Here is a 19,400-nt window from a genome sequence, read left to right on the forward strand (position 1 = left end):
CCCCCGGATGGAAATCCGGGGGCCATCGTGAGTTCTGCAGGGTGGGCATATCTCTGATCCTCTACGAAGAAGGAAGATAAACCCGTTGTAGCCCCGACCGGATTCGAACCGGCGCTACCGCCTTGAGAGGGCGGCGTCCTGGGCCGCTAGACGACGGGGCCAAGACTTTTCCTATCGTGCGCTGCGGTGCACGTCGTACTGTACACGATGCCGAAGCAGTCCGGCGAAGCGGTGCAACTCCGGCCTTTGGTGCAGCTGGGGTACCAGGACTCGAACCTAGACTAACGGAGCCAGAATCCGTTGGGCTGCCAATTACCCCATACCCCATGGGGCCCTGATCGGGCGTTGCCCACTGTACCTCATGGCGCGGGGGTGTCTGCGCACCGGGGCCCGATGCACACTCGTCATCCCCGATGCCGCAGCGCTCCCGCACCGCCAACACACCACCCGCCCATGCAACCGCGTGACCGCCTGATCCCGCCGCCCGGCTCGTCCACAGTGCGCCCGCCCGTCGGCGCGTCGCCGGGTGGAGGACACGCGCAGACGAAGCAGACCGGGCATGCGAAGCAGACCACACCTGCGAAGCAGGTGGAGAATTCGCGTGAGCCCCCGCGGCCCGGAGGGCGGTGTCGGTTGTCCAGCCGGCGGAAGACCGGCAGCTACGCCGCCGCCCCCGGGCGAGGGAGCTCAGCGGGCCGTCACGGGGTTGGTCAACGTGCCGATGCCCTCCACGGTCACCGCCACGGTCTGGCCCGGTCGCATCGGCCCGACCCCCGCCGGTGTGCCCGTCAGGAGCACGTCGCCGGGCAGCANGGTCATGGCGGCGGACATGTAGGCGATGAGGGCGGGCACGTCGCGCAGCAGCAGCTTCGTGCGGGAGTTCTGCCGCAGCTCACCGTCGAGGGTGGTGCGGATCGGAAGGTCGGTGGGATCGAGCTCGGTCTCGATCCAGGGACCGATCGGGCAGAACGAGTCGTGTCCCTTGGCCCGCGTCCACTGACCGTCGGTCTGCTGCTGATCCCGAGCCGTCACGTCGTTGGCGCAGGTGTAGCCAAGTACCACGTCGAAGGCCCGCTCCACTGGGACGTCACGGCACAGCCGCCCGATGACGACCGCCAGCTCCCCCTCGAAGTCGACCCGGTCGCTGTCCGGCGGAAGCGTGATCGGGTCGCCCGGACCGGCGACACTCGTCGACGGTTTGAGGAACAGGATCGGGCGCTCCGGCGGGGTGTCACCACCCATCTCCCGGACATGGTCGGCATAGTTCTTGCCGACGCAGAGCACCTTGCTGGGCAGGACCGGAGCGAGCAGCCGGACGTCGCCGAGCGGCCGCCGGGCGNCGGTGAAGGAGAAGGGGCCGAAAGGATGCGGGGCGATGACCGAGATCACGGCATTGCCCTCCTCTACCGACCCCTCGACGACCCCGAATCCGGGCTCCGAACCATCGGTGAACCTCGCGATACGCACGCCCTGACCGTATCCAGCCCGGCGACGGAACCTGGCGGCCGTCCGACGGGCCCACCACGCGACAGCGGCCGGCGTGATCGGGTTCGCCAGAACGCCGGGTGTGCCAGAGAATCGGGCCAGATCGAGTGACAGGTCCAGGCACCGGGCGGCACCCGTTGCGGCCCAGCGTCCCGCCCGCCCGGTGCTCCGGCGCCGGCAGCGGTGAGCCTGCATCGGGCGTGTCACGCCCGGATTGGAAGGAGAATGGTGAGCGAGACCGATACCACCCCCGTCTACGACGTCGGGGCGCCGGAGCCCAAGCCGATCGACGAGGAGCTGAGCGTCAAGCTGGGCCACCTTGCCGAGGACGCGATCCTGCGCGGCAAGCCCAACGGGGACGAGCGGTGCGACAACTGCCTGTACTACCTCGACACCGACAAGGACGTCACCTACTGCTGGCACCCGAAGCTGCGGATCCTCGTCGGCGGTGACTGGTGGTGCCAGTGGTGGGAGGAGATCCCGGAGGACTGACGGACCGTCAGACGCGGCCGGTCGGTCCGATCGCGCACATGTGCCGCGGCACCCCCTGAACGGGCCGCTACGGGCCTGTCAGGGGGTGCCGGTCACTCTGTGTTTCCGCCGCCCCGGCCCTGGACGTCGCCAGCCGGTCCGCGGCCGTCAGCCGGTCCGCGGCTGTTCAGGTCGCGTTCGGATCAGCGCGCTCGCCCTGCCGCCGCAGCCCGAAGTTCACCGCGTCCTCGAGAGCCGACCAGGAGGCGGCGATGATGTTCTCGTCGACGCCGATGGTGTCCCAGCGTGACCGCCCGTCGCTGGTACCGACCAGGACCCGGGTGACCGCGCCGGTGCCCTGCTTGCCGTCGAGGATGCGGACCTTGTAGTCGACGAGCTCCAGGTCGGCCAGGCCGGGGTAGGCCTTCTCCAAGGCGTCGCGCAGGGCGGTGTCGAGCGCGTTGACGGGCCCGTTACCCTCGGCCGTCGCGACGTGCCGCACCCCGTGCGAGGTGAGCTTGACGGTCGCCTCGCTCACCACCTGGCCGTCGGAGCGCTGTTCGACGATCACCCGCCAGGACTCCAGGGTGTAGAAGCGCTTGCGGCCCGTCACCTCGTCGCGCAGCAGCAACTCGAACGACGCCTCGGCCGCCTCATAGGCGAATCCGGTGGCCTCGCGCTCCTTGACCAGGTCCACGACCCGGCCGAGGGCCTCACGCTCGTTGGACAGATCGAGCCCGAGCTCGCGGCCCTTGAGCTCGATGGTCGCGCGGCCGGCCAGTTCGGAGACCAGCATCCGCATGTCACTGCCGACCGCTGCCGGGTCGATGTGCTGGTACATGTCCGGGTCGATCTTGACTGCGCTGGCGTGCAGCCCGGCCTTGTGCGCGAACGCGCTTGCGCCGACATAAGGCCGGTGGGGGTCGGGAACCGAGTTGGTGACCTCGTCGATGGCGTGGGAGACCCGGACGAGTTCCTGCAGCCGCCCCGGTGGCAGCGCCGCGCGGCCGAGCTTGGTCTCCAGGCCGGCGATGACGCTGAGCAGGTTCGCGTTACCGCACCGCTCGCCGTAGCCGTTCGCCGTGCCCTGCACGTGGGTCACCCCGGCCTCGACGGCGACCAGGGTGTTCGCCACCGCGCAGTCGGCGTCGTCGTGGCAGTGGATGCCCAGTCGGGCACCGGTCCTGGCGAGCACCTCGGTGACGACGGCGCCGATGCGGGTGGGAAGCATTCCGCCGTTCGTGTCGCAGAGCACGACGACCTCGGCGCCGGCCTCGGCGGCGGCGGAGACGACCTCGAGCGCGTACTCGGGATGCACGCGGTAGCCGTCGAAGAAATGCTCGGCGTCGAGGAAGACCCGCTTGCCCTCGGCCCGCAGGTGGGCGACGGTGTCCCGGATCATCGCCAGGTTCTCGGCGGGGCTGGTGCGCAGCGCGCGCTCCACGTGCCGCAGATCCGACTTCGCGACGAGGCAGACCACCGGCGTGCCGGCCTCCCGCAGGGCTGCCACCTGGGGATCGTCCGCGGCCGCGCGGCCGGCGCGCCGGGTCGCCCCGAAGGCGGTCAGCACCGCGGTCGACAGCGTCAGCTCGGTGCGGGCCCGGGCGAAGAACTCCGCGTCCTTCGGATTGGATCCCGGCCAGCCGCCCTCGATGAAGCCGACGCCGAGGTCGTCGAGGTGGCGGGCCACCGAGAGCTTGTCACCGACCGAGAGCGACAACCCCTCCTGCTGCGTACCGTCGCGCAGGGTGGTGTCGTAGATGTGCAGGGAATCGGGATCGTATGGCCGCACGGGGGCGCCTCTCCGGTGGATCGGGGGCCGTGGGACCGCGTCCGGCACGGCCGCCCCGCGTCCCACCGAGTCACGCACGGACCGTGCTCCGGCACCGACGTCCGGCAGGGTTCGGGGACCATGGGACCGCCACGCGCCCGGTCCCATGGGTCAGTGACCGGAGCGCGCGACGGAGACGGGTTCGCCGCCGGGTGACAAGCCTACGATGTAACAGACCCGACATGTGGCGAGTGTGGTGCGCACCACAGTCAATCCGGTTCGGCTGCTCGCGGGGATCGTCGAAGGCGATTCCCGGAGACCACCCACGGTCACAACCACCAGCAGGGGTCCCCGCAGATTCGCGAAGCCCCAACCCTGATCACCCACGGGGATCGCCGAAGGCGATTCCCGGAGACCACCCACGGTCACAACCACCAGCAGGGGTCCCCGCAGATTCGCGAAGCGGATCTGCGGGGCTGCTCAGTCTCCGGCGAAGCGGCGCAGGCGGTCGACCTGGAGGATCGTGATCGTCTGCCCTTCCGACAGAATCCAGGTGCGCCGTTCGAATTCGCGCAACGCCTGGTTGACGGACTGGCGGGAACCGCCAAGCAGCGAGGCGATCTCCGTCTGGGTGAGGCCGAGCTCGATCACCGGCCGGCCCGCTTCTCGCATCCGCAACAGCAGCAGCTTCGCCACCCGGCGCGGCAGGTCGAGAAAGACGAGGTCGGCGTTGGCTCCGGTGAGCCGCCGGACGTGGGCGACCAGCGCCCGGATGAGCTGCTCGGCGACGGCCGGGCGTTCCCGGACGAGCTCCCATACGGCGGCTCGGTCGAGGACCAACGCAGTGCTGGATTCCAGGGCCTCGACGCTGGCGGATCTCGTCCCGGCTTCGACGATGTTGAGTTCGCCCAGCGTCTCCCGAGGGCCGGCGATGTTCAGCACGTGATCGCGCCCGTCGTCCGCCTTGGTGAGCACCTTGAGCCGCCCCGTGGCGACCACGAGAAGAGTATCTCCCGGCTCACCCTCGGTGAAGACAACCTGCCCGCGGCGGAATCGCCGCGTGACCGCCCGTGAGGCGAGTCGCAGCAGGTCCTCCTCGTCCAGCTCCTTCAGCAGCGTGGTCGCTCGAAGCAGGGCGACCGCCTCATTGTCGTGCATGCGGTGACCGTAGCGCCATTGCTCCGCCTGATGTTCCGCAGCCACCGGGGTATGCCGCTCCGGAGCGGACGGCGCATCGGGAACATCCTTGGCGTACGTCACGCAGGCATCATACCGTTATATGTTGGTCACTCCAGCACCGCACCACGTCGCGCATGGAAAGAATTCCGGCCACTCCACCACCCGACGTGACGATGAGATGACGAAATCCTCCGCGCAGCATCGCGGCTGCCGCGTCGTCGAGCGACCAGCCTGGATCCGCGAAGACGACATCGCGGGTGAGGTGATCGCCGGCGATCTCGACATCCGGATCCTGTTCCGCCGCGATCGAGCGGAGAATGTCCCGCTCGGTGAGAATTCCGTAGCCCTGACTGTCCGCATCGTGGACGACCGCCGCGCCCACCTTGCGCGCGGCCATCAGCCGGGCCGCCTGGCGGAGCGTGTGGCCTGGGCCGATCATGAGAACAAGGGAGCTCATCCCCTCCGAAACGCGCACGACGCCCTCCGAACCCCGCTATACCGTCCGAAACCCTGGCAGTACCCTCCGACACCGGTAATGNCGTGCGCAGCGGTAATGCCGTCCACAGGCTCCGCGATGCCCGCACGGCGCTTGTGCATTCGTGAAGCCTGCTACTCGCGACGGTAGGCGCCGTGAAGCCGATTGGCCAGGGCGAAACGGGGATTGCCGTGGCCACATTGTGACCTCGACCACGCCACAAAAGCGAAGAATGTGGCCGAAGCGGATGTCAGGTCAACGATGGCACCGCCGACCCGCCGACCCGCCGACCCGCCGACCCGCCAAGGGGATGCGCGGGGACACGGGAAAGACCGCGTCCACCCGCTGCCCGGGTAGCTCGCGCACATGGAATCCGCCGAGGCATGTCGCGGACGCGCGGACCGGTGTGCCTCGGCGGATCGACGAGTCGCGGCTGCCTAGCTCCGGACCAGCTCGTTCCAGGAGCGGTAGCGGTCCAGCTCACCTCGCGTGGCCTGGTGGAAGATCTCCAGCAGCTCGCGGGTCACCGGACCCGGCTTGCCCGCCCCGACCTGCCGGTCGTCAACCGAGACGATCGGCACGATCTCGGCCGCCGTCCCGGTGAAGAAGGCCTCGTCGGCCAGGTAGAGGTCGGTGCGCACGACGTGCTGCTCGATCACCTCGTACCCCTGGTCGGCGGCGATCTGCATGATCGAGGCGCGGGTGATGCCGCCCAACGGCCCGTCGGTCAGCAGCGGAGTGATGACCTGACGGCCGGAGACGATGAAGACGTTCTCACCGGTGCCGTCTGCTATATGGCCGTTCGGGCTGGTCAGGATCGCCTCGTCGTANCCCGCCTTCACCGCCGCGACCTTCGCCAGCGACGAGTTCAGGTACTGCCCGGACGCCTTCGCCGCCGGCGGGGTGATGTTGGGGTCGTTCCGCTTCCAGGAGGAGATCTGCGCTCGCACACCGTTCGCCTCGGCCTCCTCGCCGAGGTAGGCACCCCACGGCCAGACCGCGATCATCACCTCGACCGGTGAGGGCAGCGGGTTGAGNCCCATCTCCCCGTAGCCGAGGTAGACCAGGGGCCGGATGTAGCAGGAGGAGATGTCGTTGACCGCGATGGTCTCCTTGGTGGCCGCCACCACCTGCTCCTGAGTGAAGGAGGGCTCCATCACGTAGATCTTCGCGCTGCGGTAGAGGCGGGCGATGTGATCCGACAGCCGAAAGACGGCGGGGCCGTCGGCCGTCTCGTAACAGCGGATGCCCTCGAACACGCCCCAGCCGTAGTGCAGGGTCGGGTTGAGCACGTGGATGCGGGCGTCGTCCCAATCGACGAGCTTGCCACTCATCCAGATCTTCGAGGTGGGGGTGATGGGCACAGCGGACTCCAGGCCAGGATCGACGAAGCGAACAGGGATGACGAATTCGCCGATCATCGCCGTGGTGGGCCCCGTCGGCTGCCGTCTACCGGATCTACGGCTCCCGCTTCGAGGATAACCACCTCGCCGCGCGGCGGGGAACTCCGCGAGAACGGCAGACGACCGGCGACGACGGCCGACGCGGTCCCGACGGCCGACGCGCCGGAGTGGGACGGAGCGCCGGAGTGGGACGGAGCGCCGGAGTGGGACGGAGCGCCGGAGTGGGACGGAGCAGCGAAGTCCGCGGCGACCGAGTCGCGAGCTAGCCGACCGCGCGCGCGGCCAGGTCCTCGCCGCGCTCCCGGGTCGACAGGGCCGCGGCGCCCGCGCCCACCCGGCCCGCGAGCGATGCTGCAACCGCGGCCTCGACCCTCGCTGCCTCCTCGGCGTGTCCCAGGTGGTCGAGCAGCATCGCGACGGAGGCGACCGTCGCCGTCGGGTCGGCGAGCTGCTTGCCGGCGATGTCGGGCGCGCTGCCGTGGACCGGCTCGAACATGCTCGGGTGGGCGCCGGACGGGTCGAGATTGCCGCTGGCGGCCAGCCCGATGCCGCCGGTGATCGCCGCGCCGATATCGGTGATGATGTCGCCGAACATGTTGTCTGTGACGACGACGTCGAACCGTCCCGGATCGGTCACGAAGAACATCGAGGCCGCGTCCACGTGCTGGTAGTCGACCCGCACGTCGGGGAACTCCGGCGCCACCTCGGCGACCGTGCGCGACCACAGGTCGCCGGCCTTGGTCAGGACGTTGTTCTTGTGCACGAGGGTGAGATGGCGGCGCTCGCGGCGAGCGGCGCGGCGGAAGGCGTCCCGCACGACCCGCTCGACGCCGTAGCGGGTGTTGAGGCTCTCCTCGGTGGCAACCTCGTGCGGAGTCCCCCGCCGCAGCACGCCGCCGGCACCCGCGTACGGACCCTCGGTGCCCTCACGCACCACGATCATGTCGATCGTGGGCTCTCCGGCCAGCGGCGAGGCGACCCCGGGATACAGCCGCACCGGCCGCAGGTTGACATGGTGGTCGAGCTCGAAGCGCAGACGCAGAAGCAGGCCGCGCTCGAGCACGCCGCTCGGCACCCCCGGATCGCCGACCGCGCCGAGCAGGATCGCGTCGTGACCGCGCAGTTCCTCGAGCACCGAGTCGGGCAGCGTCTCCCCGGTCTGATGCCAACGCCGGGCGCCCAGGTCGTACTCGGTCGTGTCGACCTTGGGGTGTACGGCCCGCAGTACCCGCAGCCCCTCCGCCACCACTTCGGGGCCGATCCCGTCACCGCCGATCACCGCAAGCCTCATGTGCCCGACTGTAGCCGGAACCCGCGGATCGCAGCGGCTCGACTCGATCCGGCGCCGGGGGCTCCGCGGGGGACCCTCGAACCTGCGCGGCGAACCTCCCGGCCGTGGCGGCGGGGTGGCGCGGGCAGGGCGCCCTCGGACGGCACCGGGTGTGGAGACACGGCGACGGACGGACACGGTGGGATGAGCCGCTACGCCCCCCGCTACCACAGGGCATCACCGGACGACCAGCGAGACCACCACACTGCGGCCTAACGATTACCACCAGTGACCACCGTCCGGCCGGGCCGCGCGGGGTATCACGTTCGTTGTTCCCGAATTGATGTGCGCCCGCCGGAGCACCGACTCCGACCGCACGGCACCGATACCTCAGAAAGTGAGGCGCATTGTCGTGCTCGACAACAGATCGGTGACGATCGACGGCCCAGCCGTATAGAACACGCCGCCCCCGCCGGGCGGTCGCAAGAAAGACGACAACCAGCAATCCGACCGCCACCCGCCGGTCACACAAAAGACCGCAGGATTCACAACTCCGGACGGTACTCGCGACCGGCATCGAGGCCAGATGGTAAGAAACTCACTTACAGGACAGGTGCGACGTGCTTCGAGGCGAGGGGGTGCACGGCGCATGATTACTCGACAGCGGACTCCCGCGGGATCTCCACCCCGCGGCCGCTCCGATGTCGGCGACTCCGCAGAGACATCCGGCGAGACATCCGGCGAGGTGGCCGACGCCCGGCGCGCGGTCGCGTCCGCGGGAGCCGAAACGTCGGGCGCGTCGAGTCCGCCGAGACTCGCCGGCGGGGAGCAGGACGCCTACGAGGCCGACCATCCCGACCTGGCCCGGGTTCTCGCCGATCCCGCCGAACCTGTGCTGTACTTCCAGCCGATCGTAGATCTGCAGCGTGGGGTTATCGCCGGATATGAGGCGCTCGCCCGCTTCCACAGCCATCCGACGCACTCCCCCGACCGCATTTTCGCCGCGGCGGACCGGCTCGGGCACGCGGCCGAACTCGAGGCCCGGGTTCTCGCTGCCGCGCTCGCGGCCCGCGATCGGCTTCCCGACCGCTNCTTCCTGGCCGTCAACGTTCTGCCCCACCTGCTGGACGAGCCCGCGGTCGCCGAGGTCTGGCGGGACGCGGACCTGCGCCGGCTCGTGCTGGAACTCAACGAGGCGGTCGACCTCGACGCCACGACCGGGCTGACCGCCACCGCAAGCGCTCTGCGCAACCGCGGCGCCTTCGTCGCCATGGACGATGTCGGCTCCGGCTACGCCGGGCTACGCCAGCTCGCCCGGATCCGACCCGACTTCGTCAAGCTGGACCGCTCGCTGGTGGTCAACGTCGATGACGACCAGGTCAAGATCGCTCTGACCGAGCTGGTCGGCAACTTCGCCAGCCGGCTGAATGGCTGGGTGATCGCGGNGGGCATCGAGCGGGGCGACGAGCTGGCCATGCTGGTCGCGCTCGGCGTTCCCCTCGGGCAGGGATTCCTGCTCGGGCGCCCGTCCGAGGGCTGGCAGCAGCTCGATCCGGGGGTGGCCCGGCGCATCCGGCAGCTCTCCGAACGCAGCAACCGCGCGGCGAGCATCGAGAGCCTCATGGAACAGGTCACCGTCCGCGTGGGCGACTCGGGCTCGTGCGCCATGTCGCCGGACTGCCCGAGCTGCCCCATGCGGACGGCCGCGAACCGCGGTGATCCGACCACCGCCGGCCCCGACGACGAGCAGGCTCCCAGAGCGACGATCATCGTGTCCAACCGGTGCCGCCCGGTCGCGCTGCACCTGTCCAGCGGTCCCGGCGGCGGCACCGAACCCCGCCGGGTACCCACCACCCTGTTCGCCCGCCCGGAGGAACCGGTGACGGAGGTGGCGCGCCGCGCCATGACCCGCGCCAGGGCCAGCCGGTTCGACCCGGTGATAATCGTGACCGAGATGGGTCGACCCCTCGGTCTGGTACGGATGGAGCGTCTGATGCTGCGTCTCGCGGAAATGTCCACATGAGACGGAACCGATACTGGACCGCCCAGGCGCTGATGTCACCGAGCCCGGCGGCCGGGGGTCATTCCCTGCCCGCGGAGATCACCGTTCGGCGGCCGGCCATGAAGGAATTCTACTGTGGCGCGATCATTCACGGGTGCGAGACACGCATCGTCGCGTCTGCCGAGGAGGATCTGCTCCGTGCCGTGGACACCCACGCCCGCGTGGATCACGGCATGACCGACGTCCCGGAGGCGATGCTGGATCAGGTCCGCCGCAGCGTCCGGGACGTGGAACCGGCGGATCTCCGCGACTGATCGCCGCCGTGTCGACCCAGCGGCACGGCCGGCGGCCTGCGGCAGCCGCAAGGCCGCCACAGGCCGCCGGTCATGCCCGCGGAGAGCCCGGCTCAGGCCACCGGTGCGGCGGCGGGCCGGCCGCCGTCCCTCGGCGCCGCGACGGCCGGCCCGGGGACCGGCGCCGCCGCCCGGTCACGGGAGGCACGGTTGACGGCGCTCACGACGGCCCGCAACGACGCGGTGACGATGTTGGGATCGATGCCGACCCCCCAGTACACCCGGTCGTCGACGGAGACCTCGAGGTAGGCCGCCGCCCGGGCGTCGGCGCCCGAACCCAGCGCGTGCTCGTTGTAGTCAAGGATGCGCACGCTCAGGCCGCGGGTCGCCAGGGCGGCCACGAAGGCGTCGATGGGGCCGTTGCCGACCCCGGTGAGCACCGAATCCGCGCCGTCGAACCGAACCGAGACCGAGACCTCGTCGCGCTCCCCCGAAGCGGCGTTCGTCCGCGACCCCAGCAGCTCCAGCGGGCCCGCCGTCTCGGCGCCGTCGAGGAAGTACTCGCTACGGAAGATCCGCCACAGCTCCGCGGCGGTGACCTCGCCGCCCTCGGCGTCGGTGTGGCGCTGCACGACTCCGGAGAACTCGATCTGCAGCCGTCGCGGCAGTTCCAGCGAATGCTCCGACTTCAGCAGGTAGGCGACGCCGCCCTTGCCGGACTGGCTGTTCACCCGGATGACGGCCTCGTAGGTGCGGCCCACGTCCTTGGGGTCGATCGGCAGGTAGGGCACCTCCCACCGGGTCTGGCCGGTCCGTTCCATCGCCTCCAGGCCCTTCTTGATGGCGTCCTGGTGGGAGCCGGAGAAGGCGGTGTAGACGAGGTCGCCACCGTAGGGGTGGCGGGGGTGCACGGGTAGCTGGTTGCAGTACTCGACCGCCCGGCGGACCCCGTCGATGTCCGAGAAATCGATCATCGGATCGACGCCCTGCGAGAACAGGTTCAGACCGAGGGTGACCAGGCAGACGTTGCCGGTGCGCTCGCCGTTGCCGAACAGGCAGCCCTCGACCCGGTCCGCGCCGGCCAGCACGCCGAGCTCCGCCGCGGCGACCGCGCAGCCCCGGTCGTTGTGCGGGTGCAGCGACAGGATCACGGCATCGCGCCGCGTCAGGTTCCGCCCGACCCACTCGATCTGGTCGGCGTAGACGTTCGGCGTCGACATCTCGACCGTCGCCGGCAGGTTCAGCACGACTGGCCGCTGCGGCGTCGGCGACCACACGTCCATGACCGCCTCGCACACCTCGACGGCGTAGTCCAGCTCGGTACCGGTGAACGACTCCGGGCTGTACTGCCAGCGCACATCGGTGCCCTCGAGCAGCTTCTCGGCGTACTGGACGCACCAGCGCGCGCCCTGTACGGCAATCTCGGTGACGCCGGCCCGGTCCAGGCCGAACACGACCCGCCGCTGCAGCGTCGACGTCGAGTTGTACAGGTGGATCAGCGCCCGGTCGGCGCCCACCAGCGACGCGGCCGTCCGCTCGATCAGCTCCTCGCGCGCCTGGGTCAGCACCTGGATGACGACGTCATCCGGGATGCGGTCTTCCTCGATGAGCTGGCGGATGAAGTCGAAGTCGGTCTGGCTCGCGGCGGGGAACCCGACCTCGATCTCCTTGTAGCCCATCGCGACCAGCAGCTCGAACATCTGCATCTTGCGCGCGGGGGTCATCGGGTCGATCAGTGCCTGGTTGCCGTCGCGCAGGTCGACGCTGCACCACTGCGGGGCGCGGACGATCGACTTCTCGGGCCAGGTCCGGTCCGGCAGCGGGACGGGGGTGAACGCCTGGTACTTCTCGATCGGCATGCCGGACGGCTGCTGCGTGGTCATCGTGCTCCTGCTTCCTCGGAAGAGCCCCACGTCGACCGGATCTCACGACCGCACAGGGGACTTGGGGGCCGGCAGATCCCTCCACGGCGTCGGACGGGCGGCCGCCCGGGCTGGGCATGACCGCCGGGCCACCATGACCGCGGGGATCCCGACGCTGGCGCACGAGAACACCGCGACGGGGAAGCCAGCTGGATCAGGCCCCGCCGCGGCGGCTAAGGAGGAGCAGCGCACGCATCGCGAATAAACAGTACCCGATGTCGGCCCGATCGGTCGGTGGTGGGCCGCCGCGGCTCGGTCGCGCCTCGCCTCGGTCGCCCGCTGCGAATCGGCCGCCCGCGCCCTCAGGCGCCGATCGAGCCGATGGCCCGGAACGGGCCGGTGCGGGCCCGCAGGTCGTCCGTGCGCACCGTACAGGCAACCGAGCGCGCGCCGTCCTGCCAGCTCGGCTCGGACGGGTAGATCGTGCCGACGATGTAGTGCGGGGTGGCGTCGATGGCCCCGGCGAAGTCGCGCAGCGCCCCGGCACAGCGCGCGTCCGCCACCTGGGTCACCGCCGACGCGCCGGGCCAGCGGCCGAACAGCGGCGCGAGGTTCACCAGCCGGGTGACCTCGTCGATGTGCGGACGGTCGCAGCTCACCCGGACCGCGACCACCGGCACCATCGGCACGGGTGCGCCTGCCGGGTAGGGCGTCCAGTTCAGACAGTCGCCGCGGTGCAGGGCGGCCAGCAGTGCCGGGGCGACCGCGTAGCCGGCGGGAGGGCCGGTCAGGGAGCCGCTGACCGCGGGCCTGGCACTCGCGGCGCTCGCCACGCCGTCCTGCGACGCGCTCGGTGCGGCCAGGCGGGTGGCGCTGCCCGCCCCGCCCCGGGTAGCCGTCTGCCGCAGGGCCACCACCGTGATAGTGATCATCCCGACGATGATGGCGATGAAGGTGACCATCTGGGCGATCTGCCGGGGGCGTCCCGGCGGCTTCGGCGGCGCCACGAGCCGGTGAAAGAACCCGGGCAGCCCGCGGGGAGCGGGAACGACCTGGCAACGACCGGATGCGGTCCGGCCGTGCTGCCGGCTGCGTTCGGCCGCGGACGGCTCGAGGAAGCGGGCTCCGCGGACGAATCGCTCATCCAGGCGAAGCCCCTCGAACGGGTCCTGATGCCGCGACGCCATGCTAGCCACGGTAAACCCGACACCCAGCCAAAGCCGCATGTTCGGCGTAAAGATCACTCCGGGCACTTCCGGGCGAGAGCGGCGCGGCCGGCACCGCCGCGCCGGCCTGGCGGGCGGCCCCGACCGGCCGCCGCCGACGGCCCACCTGCGGTGTCGCAGCGCCCCGACGGCAGCCGACCGCCGCGCCGCCGCCGTACCGTCGGCCGGCCCGCCCGCCGGTCGCCGCGGCGCGCCCCCACCGGGGTGCCACCGCCGCGACTGCGCAGTCCGGCACCGACCGGCCACCCGATACCGGGGGTCGGGCGCGAGCTGCCGACCGCCCGGTCCGGCGCTACTCCGCCTGGATCACTACTCGGTCTGGATGCTGACCGCGCGCGCGTAGGAAGCGCCGATTATCTTCGCGATGTCGGCCAGGATGTCGGCGGCGACCGCGTCGTCCAGCGACAGCGACATCAGCGCCTCCCCACCCGCCTGGAGCCGGCTCACCTGGGCACTGGCGATGTTGATGTTCGCCTCGCCCAGCAGCGCGCCGACCGCACCGACGATTCCGGGCCGGTCCTCGTAGCGGAAGAACGCCAGGTGCGCCTCGGGTCGGATGTCGACCTCGAAGCCATCGATCGCGGTGATCTTCTCGACCTGCCGGGAACCGACGAGGGTCCCGCTGACCGACACCGGGGTGCCGTCGGCGAGCACGCCGCGCACGGTCACCAGGTTGCGGTAGTCCCTGGAGCCCTCCTCGGAGGTCTCCAGGGTGACATCGACGCCGCGCTCCTTCGCCAGCAGCGGGGCGTTGACGTAGGTGACCTGCTCCTCGATGACGTCGGTGAAGACGCCCTTGAGTACGGCGAGCTGGAGCACCGAGACGTCGTGGACCGCGATCTCCCCTCGGACCTCGACGGTGATGGCGGCGGCGAGCCCGCCGGCGAGCCCGGAGAACAGCTGCCCCAGCTTCTCGGCGAGCGGCAGGCCCGGCCGGACGTCCTCGGCGACGATCCCACCGGCCTGCACATTGACCGCGTCCGGCACGAACTCGCCCTGCAGCGCCAGGCGCACCGAGCGGGCGACGGCGAGCCCGGCCTTGTCCTGGGCCTCCTGGGTGGAGGCGCCGAGGTGCGGGGTGACCACCACGTTGTCGAGACCGAACAGCGGCGACGCGGTCGTCGGCTCGGTGACGAAGACGTCGATGCCGGCGCCACCGACCTGGCCGGAGCTGATCGCCTCGGCAAGCGCCGCCTCGTCGACGAGCCCGCCGCGGGCGGCGTTGACGATGATGACGCCGGGCTTGGTCCCGGCAAGCTCCTCGGCGCCGATCAGGCCGAGCGTCTCCGGCGTCTTGGGCAGGTGGATCGTGATCACGTCGCTGCGCCGCAGCAGTTCGGCGAGGTCGACGAGGGTGACGCCGAGCTGGGAGGCGCGGGCCACCGACACGTACGGGTCATAGGCGATGACCTTCATGCCGAAGCCGGCGAGCCGCTGCGCCACGAGGACCCCGATACGGCCGAGGCCGACGACGCCGAGCGTCTTCTCGACCAGCTCGACGCCGGTGAACTTCGACCGCTTCCACTCCCCGCCACGCAGCGACTGGTTGGCCGCCGGGACCCGGCGGGCGACGGCGAGCAGCAGCGCGATCGCGTGCTCGGCCGCGCTGACGATGTTCGACGTCGGCGCGTTGACGACCATGACGCCGCGCTGGGTGGCGGCGGCGACGTCGACGTTGTCCAGGCCGATGCCGGCCCGGGCGACGACCTTGAGCCGGCTCGCCGCCGCGAGCGCCTCCGCGTCGATCTTGGTGGCGGAACGGACGATCACGGCGTCGACGTCGGCGATCGCGGGCAGGAGGGCCGACCGGTCGGCGCCGTCGACGTGACGAAGCTCGAAGTCCCCGGACAGCACCTCCAGCCCGGCCGGCGACAGCTCCTCGGCAACGAGTACGACGGGCACTGGACCTCTCCTAGCAACCTCTGGTCAGGCCGGAGGCGACGCGCGGAACGAGGTGTGATCACGTGGCCGTCGGCCTGGCGGTGGTGAGCGTGCTGACTGCGCGCCGGGTGGCGCGGCGGGCCCAGCCTACCGACGCGGACTGCGCCCGCCGAACGCTTTGCGCACCGGTCCCCCCGGAAATGCGCGATCCCGGCGATGTGGTCCGGCTGTCCTCGCCGTTCGGCGGCCGGGCGCCGCCACCATCCGGCGGCGGAGCCCGGCATCGACGTCCGGCGGTGGCAGACGACCCTGCCGCTCGGCGATCCCGGCGTTACGCGGCGATCCCGGCGTCTACTTGGCGATCCCGGCGTCTACTTGGCGATCCAGGACATCAGCGGCCGCAGCTTGGCGCCGACCTGCTCGATCGGGTGCTGCTTGCCCTCCTCCACGAGCTTGGTGAAGTTCGGCCGGCCGTTGTCGTCCTCGGCGACCCACTCGCGCGCGAACGTGCCGTCCCGGATCTCGTCGAGGATCTTGCGCATCTCGGCCTTGACGGCCGGGGTGACCACCCGCGGGCCGCGGGTGACGTCGCCGTACTCGGCCGTGTCGGAGATCGAGTAACGCATCTGCGAGATGCCGCCCTCGTACATCAGGTCGACGATGAGCTTGAGCTCGTGCAGGCACTCGAAGTAGGCGACCTCGGGGGTGTAACCCGCCTCGACCAGCGTCTCGAACCCGGCCTGGACCAGCGCGCTGGTGCCGCCGCAGAGCACGGCCTGCTCACCGAACAGGTCGGTCTCGGTCTCCTCGGTGAAGGTGGTGCGCAGCGCCCCGGCGCGGGTGCCGCCGATGCCCTTGGCGTAGGCCAGCGCGACGGCGAGCGCGTTGCCGGAGGCGTCGTTCTCGACGGCGACGAGGACGGGCACGCCCTTGCCCTCCTCGAACACCCGGCGCACCAGGTGACCGGGGCCCTTCGGCGCCACCATGAACACGTCGACGCCCGCCGGCGGCTCGATGAGCCCGTAGCGGATGTTGAACCCGTGCCCGAACGCCAGCGCCTTGCCCTCGCTCAGGTGCGGGGCGATGGAGTCGGCGTAGATCTTGCGGTGGGTGGTGTCCGGGGTGAGCAGCATGATGATGTCGGCCTCGGCGGACGCCTCCGCCGGGGTGAGCACGCGCAGGCCCTCCTCGGCGGCCTTCGCCCGGCTGCGGCTGTCCGCGGGCAGGCCGACCCGCACGTCGACGCCGCTGTCGCGCAGGTTCAGCGCGTGCGCGTGGCCCTGGCTGCCGTAACCGATGACGGCGACCTTGCGGCCGGCCAGGACGTCGAGCGAGGCGTCGTCGTCGTAGTAGATCTCGACCATCGTGGGGGTGTCTCCTCGTTGAGTGAAGGGAGGTGCGGGCGCGGCCCGACCGGGATCGCCGCGGGACGCGCCGGGACGCCCCGGCCGGCCGGGCCGGGTGAAGCGGGTGGAACGGGTCGACCGGTCAGGCCGACCGGTCGACGGCGCGCAGGCTGCGATCGGTGATCGACCGCGAGCCGCGGCCAAGCGCCACCATGCCGGACTGGACGAGCTCCCGGATCCCGAACGGCTCCAGCATCCGGATGAGGGCGTCCAGCTTGTCGCGGGTGCCGGTCGCCTCGATCGTGACGGCGTCCGGGGCGACGTCGACCACCTTCGCACGGAACAGGGTGACGGTCTCCAGCACCTGCGACCGGACGGACAGGTCGGCGCGCACCTTCAGCAGCATCAGCTCGCGCTGCACCGAGACGGACGTATCCATCTCGACGATCTTCAGAACGTTGACCAGCTTGTTGAGCTGCTTGGTCACTTGCTCCAGCGGCAGGTCCTCGACCGCGACGACGATGGTCATCCGGGAGACGTCCGGGTGCTCGGTCGGGCCGACGGCGAGCGACTCGATGTTGAACCCGCGCCGGGAGAACAGCCCGGAGACCCGGGCGAGCACCCCCGGCTTGTTCTCCACCAGCACGGACAGGGTGTGCCGGGTCATGATCTCGCGCTCCTGAGGTCGGGGATCGGGTCGGGGGCCGTCACAGGTTCACCTCGGCGTCCCCGGAGTAGTCGAAGTCGGGCGCGAGGTCGCGGGCGACCCGGATGTCGTCGTTGCTCGCGCCGGCGGCGACCATCGGCCAGACCATGGCGTCGGGGTGGACGACGAAGTCCACGACCACGGGGGCGTCGTCGATCGCCATCGCCTTCTCGATCGTCGCGTCGACCTCGGCGGCCGAGTCGCAGCGCAGGCCGACGCAGCCCAGCGCCTCGGCGAGGCGGACGAAGTCGGGCACCCGCTTGACACCGGTCCGCGGCGACGCCGGGTGCGTGCCGAGCTCGGTGTTCGAGTAGCGCTTGTCGTAGAACAGGGTCTGCCACTGCCGGACCATGCCGAGCGAGCCGTTGTTGATGATCGCGACCTTGATCGGGATGCCCTCGAGCGCGCAGGTGGCGAGCTCCTGGTTGGTCATCTGGAAGCAGCCGTCGCCGTCGATCGCCCACACGGTCGCATCCGGGCGGCCGACCTTGGCGCCCATCGCCGCCGGCACGGCGAAGCCCATCGTCCCGGCGCCGCCGGAGTTCAGCCAGGTGTAGGGGTTCTCGTACGAGATGAACTGGGCGGCCCACATCTGATGCTGGCCGACCCCGGCCGCAAAGATCGTCTCCGGGCCCGAGATGCGGCCGAGCCGCTCGATGACGTGCTGCGGCGCCAGCGACCCGTCGGCCGGGGTGTCGTAGCCCAGCGGGTAGGTGCGCCGCCAGCCGTCCAGGGTGTGCCACCAGCCCTCGAGTTCCGGACGGGGCTCGGCGGCCAGCGCGGCGATCAGCTCGTTGATCACCTCTCGGCAGTCGCCGACGATGGGCACGTCGGCGGTCCGGTTCTTGCCGATCTCGGCGGGATCGATGTCGGCGTGGATGATCGCGGCCTTCGGCGCGAACGAGGCCAGCCGGCCGGTGACCCGGTCGTCGAAGCGGGCGCCGAGGGTGATGAGCAGGTCCGCCTTCTGCAACGCGGTCACCGCGGCGACCGAGCCGTGCATGCCGGGCATGCCCAGGTGCTGGGGGTGCGAGTCGGGGAAGGCGCCGCGGGCCATCAGCGTGGTGACCACCGGGATGCCGGTCATCTCCGCCAGCGTGCGCAGCTCCGCGGCGGCGCGCGCCTTGAGCACACCGCCGCCGATGTACAGCACCGGACGCCGGGAGGCGCTGATCAGCTTCGCCGCCTCCCGCACCTGCTTGCTGTGCGGGCGGGTGATCGGGCGGTAGCCGGGCAGGTCGAGTGTGGGCGGCCAGATCTCGTGCGGCAGCACCGACGTGACCGACTGCAGGATGTCCTTGGGCAGGTCGACCAGGACGGGGCCGGGACGCCCCGTGCCCGCCAGGTGGAACGCCTCGGCGATCGTCCGCGGGATGTCGTCGACGGACTGGACGAGGAAGTTGTGCTTGGTGATGGGCAGGGTGATACCGCAGATGTCCGCCTCCTGGAAGGCGTCCGTCCCGATCGCGGCGCTGGCCACCTGCCCGGTGATCGCGACCATCGGCACCGAGTCCATGTAGGCGTCCGCGATCGGGGTGACCAGGTTCGTCGCCCCCGGACCGGACGTCGCCATGCACACCCCCACCCGCCCGGTGGCCTGCGCGTACCCCTCGGCCGCGTGGCCGGCACCCTGCTCGTGCCGGACGAGGATGTGGCGCACCCGCGTGGAGTCGTACAACGGGTCGTAGGCGGGCAGGATCGCGCCGCCGGGGATGCCGAAGACCACATCCGCTCCGACCGCCTCGAGGGAGTGGACGAGCGACTGGGCTCCGGTGATCTCTCGTGTCATCTGGGCGTCTTCCTTGACAGGCCGGGAATCTGCGACAGCGGGTGGTCTCGGCGGGCGGAACGCGGGGGCGCGCGCTGGGGCTCGGTCACGTGACGGGGCTGGATCACGAACACGGGGGTGGATCACGAACGCGGGGCTGGGCACGAAAAAGCCCCTCGTGCCTAGGGCACTGAGGGGCGGCGCACGGGGTCGAGGTCGTCGACTACGCGCGCTCTGAACGTACGAGAATCTGACTGTGCAC

The 19,400-nt window shown here is 70.8% G+C and carries 15 protein-coding genes, 2 tRNA genes and 6 pseudogenes; 5 read left to right on the top strand and 18 right to left on the bottom strand.

Going from position 1 to position 19,400, the window contains the following annotated elements; genetic code table 11:
• Nucleotides 1-88: 88 nt before the first annotated feature.
• The 5 genes and pseudogenes from UK82_RS22680 to UK82_RS41870 form a co-directional block, all read right to left on the bottom strand.
• Nucleotides 89-161: transfer RNA gene (locus tag UK82_RS22680), tRNA-Glu, on the bottom strand.
• Between the two features lie 94 nt (nucleotides 162-255).
• Nucleotides 256-327: transfer RNA gene (locus UK82_RS22685), tRNA-Gln, on the bottom strand.
• Between the two features lie 360 nt (nucleotides 328-687).
• A partial coding sequence (locus UK82_RS39605; protein WP_236706317.1) for a fumarylacetoacetate hydrolase family protein occupies nucleotides 688-812 on the bottom strand: 125 nt, incomplete at its 5' end.
• Between the two features lies 1 nt (nucleotide 813).
• Nucleotides 814-1,339: pseudogene (locus UK82_RS39610) on the bottom strand (fumarylacetoacetate hydrolase family protein); the annotation flags it as partial.
• 1 nt (nucleotide 1,340) lies between these two features.
• A pseudogene (locus UK82_RS41870) lies at nucleotides 1,341-1,467 on the bottom strand (DUF2437 domain-containing protein); the annotation flags it as partial.
• A gap of 246 nt (nucleotides 1,468-1,713) precedes the next feature.
• Between UK82_RS41870 and UK82_RS22695 the strand changes: the two are divergent.
• A complete protein-coding gene (locus UK82_RS22695) occupies nucleotides 1,714-1,977 on the top strand; it encodes a hypothetical protein (protein ID WP_044886256.1) in 264 nt (87 codons plus the stop codon).
• Nucleotides 1,978-2,143: 166 nt separating this feature from the next.
• Here UK82_RS22695 and cimA read toward each other — a convergent pair whose 3' ends face one another.
• The 7 genes and pseudogenes from cimA to UK82_RS22720 form a co-directional block, all read right to left on the bottom strand.
• Nucleotides 2,144-3,748, bottom strand: a complete 1,605-nt coding sequence (gene cimA / locus UK82_RS22700) for a citramalate synthase (protein ID WP_044886257.1) — start codon at nucleotides 3,746-3,748, stop codon at nucleotides 2,144-2,146.
• A 459-nt stretch (nucleotides 3,749-4,207) separates the two neighbouring features.
• Nucleotides 4,208-4,885 carry a Crp/Fnr family transcriptional regulator gene (locus UK82_RS22705; RefSeq protein ID WP_044886222.1) on the bottom strand — a complete coding sequence of 226 codons (678 nt, stop codon included), beginning with the start codon at nucleotides 4,883-4,885 and terminating at the stop codon, nucleotides 4,208-4,210.
• Nucleotides 4,886-4,994: 109 nt separating this feature from the next.
• On the bottom strand, nucleotides 4,995-5,381 hold the full coding sequence (locus tag UK82_RS22710; protein ID WP_044886223.1) for a cyclic nucleotide-binding/CBS domain-containing protein: 387 nt from the start codon (nucleotides 5,379-5,381) through the stop codon (nucleotides 4,995-4,997).
• Between the two features lie 437 nt (nucleotides 5,382-5,818).
• Nucleotides 5,819-6,211 (bottom strand): aminotransferase class IV (locus UK82_RS39620; RefSeq protein ID WP_236706312.1); only part of this gene is annotated, 393 nt, incomplete at its 5' end.
• 1 nt (nucleotide 6,212) lies between these two features.
• Nucleotides 6,213-6,418, bottom strand: a pseudogene (locus UK82_RS39625) (branched chain amino acid aminotransferase); the annotation flags it as partial.
• Between the two features lies 1 nt (nucleotide 6,419).
• A pseudogene (locus UK82_RS39630) lies at nucleotides 6,420-6,745 on the bottom strand (aminotransferase class IV); the annotation flags it as partial.
• Between the two features lie 301 nt (nucleotides 6,746-7,046).
• Nucleotides 7,047-8,075, bottom strand: a complete 1,029-nt coding sequence (locus UK82_RS22720; RefSeq protein ID WP_044886224.1) for a 3-isopropylmalate dehydrogenase — start codon at nucleotides 8,073-8,075, stop codon at nucleotides 7,047-7,049.
• Between the two features lie 628 nt (nucleotides 8,076-8,703).
• On the opposite strand from UK82_RS22720, the gene UK82_RS39635 reads away from it, so the two are divergent.
• The 4 genes and pseudogenes from UK82_RS39635 to UK82_RS22730 all read left to right on the top strand — a co-directional run.
• The coding region (locus UK82_RS39635; RefSeq protein ID WP_236706313.1) for an EAL domain-containing protein at nucleotides 8,704-9,145 on the top strand (442 nt) is incomplete at its 3' end.
• A 1-nt stretch (nucleotide 9,146) separates the two neighbouring features.
• Nucleotides 9,147-9,499 (top strand): annotated as a pseudogene (locus UK82_RS39640) (EAL domain-containing protein); the annotation flags it as partial.
• Between the two features lies 1 nt (nucleotide 9,500).
• A pseudogene (locus UK82_RS39645) lies at nucleotides 9,501-10,077 on the top strand (EAL domain-containing protein); the annotation flags it as partial.
• Complete coding sequence (locus UK82_RS22730; protein ID WP_082122007.1) at nucleotides 10,074-10,370, top strand: DUF1059 domain-containing protein; 297 nt, start codon at nucleotides 10,074-10,076, stop codon at nucleotides 10,368-10,370. The pseudogene UK82_RS39645 and the gene UK82_RS22730, both read left to right, overlap by 4 nt.
• Before the next feature lie 92 nt (nucleotides 10,371-10,462).
• Here the strand turns inward: UK82_RS22730 and leuA are convergent, their stop codons facing one another.
• The 6 genes from leuA to UK82_RS22760 form a co-directional block, all read right to left on the bottom strand.
• On the bottom strand, nucleotides 10,463-12,232 hold the full coding sequence (gene leuA, locus UK82_RS22735) for a 2-isopropylmalate synthase (protein WP_044886226.1): 1,770 nt from the start codon (nucleotides 12,230-12,232) through the stop codon (nucleotides 10,463-10,465).
• A 341-nt stretch (nucleotides 12,233-12,573) separates the two neighbouring features.
• Nucleotides 12,574-13,398 (bottom strand): septum formation family protein, encoded by an 825-nt coding sequence (locus UK82_RS22740; protein ID WP_055409167.1) that lies wholly within the window; start codon nucleotides 13,396-13,398, stop codon nucleotides 12,574-12,576.
• Between the two features lie 348 nt (nucleotides 13,399-13,746).
• Nucleotides 13,747-15,339, bottom strand: a complete 1,593-nt coding sequence (gene serA, locus UK82_RS22745; protein ID WP_044886228.1) for a phosphoglycerate dehydrogenase — start codon at nucleotides 15,337-15,339, stop codon at nucleotides 13,747-13,749.
• 350 nt (nucleotides 15,340-15,689) lie between these two features.
• Nucleotides 15,690-16,682 (bottom strand): ketol-acid reductoisomerase, encoded by a 993-nt coding sequence (gene ilvC / locus UK82_RS22750; RefSeq protein WP_044886229.1) that lies wholly within the window; start codon nucleotides 16,680-16,682, stop codon nucleotides 15,690-15,692.
• Between the two features lie 124 nt (nucleotides 16,683-16,806).
• Nucleotides 16,807-17,331 (bottom strand): acetolactate synthase small subunit, encoded by a 525-nt coding sequence (gene ilvN, locus UK82_RS22755; protein WP_044886230.1) that lies wholly within the window; start codon nucleotides 17,329-17,331, stop codon nucleotides 16,807-16,809.
• 40 nt (nucleotides 17,332-17,371) lie between these two features.
• Entirely contained in the window at nucleotides 17,372-19,303 is a 1,932-nt protein-coding gene (locus UK82_RS22760; protein WP_313949827.1) for an acetolactate synthase large subunit, read from the bottom strand.
• Nucleotides 19,304-19,400 lie beyond the last annotated feature (97 nt).

Source organism: Frankia sp. ACN1ag, from assembly GCF_001414035.1.
GTDB lineage: Bacteria > Actinomycetota > Actinomycetes > Frankiales > Frankiaceae > Frankia > Frankia torreyi.

Bases quoted from the DNA above. Each gene is read 5' to 3' on its own strand.
- UK82_RS22705 (WP_044886222.1), bottom strand. From the start codon at position 4,885: ATGCACGACAATGAGGCGGTCGCCCTGCTTCGAGCGACCACGCTGCTG.
- UK82_RS22720 (WP_044886224.1), bottom strand. From the start codon at position 8,075: ATGAGGCTTGCGGTGATCGGCGGTGACGGGATCGGCCCCGAAGTGGTG.
- UK82_RS22730 (WP_082122007.1), top strand. From the start codon at position 10,074: ATGAGACGGAACCGATACTGGACCGCCCAGGCGCTGATGTCACCGAGC.
- leuA (WP_044886226.1), bottom strand. From the start codon at position 12,232: ATGACCACGCAGCAGCCGTCCGGCATGCCGATCGAGAAGTACCAGGCG.
- UK82_RS22740 (WP_055409167.1), bottom strand. From the start codon at position 13,398: ATGGCGTCGCGGCATCAGGACCCGTTCGAGGGGCTTCGCCTGGATGAG.
- ilvC (WP_044886229.1), bottom strand. From the start codon at position 16,682: ATGGTCGAGATCTACTACGACGACGACGCCTCGCTCGACGTCCTGGCC.
- ilvN (WP_044886230.1), bottom strand. From the start codon at position 17,331: ATGACCCGGCACACCCTGTCCGTGCTGGTGGAGAACAAGCCGGGGGTG.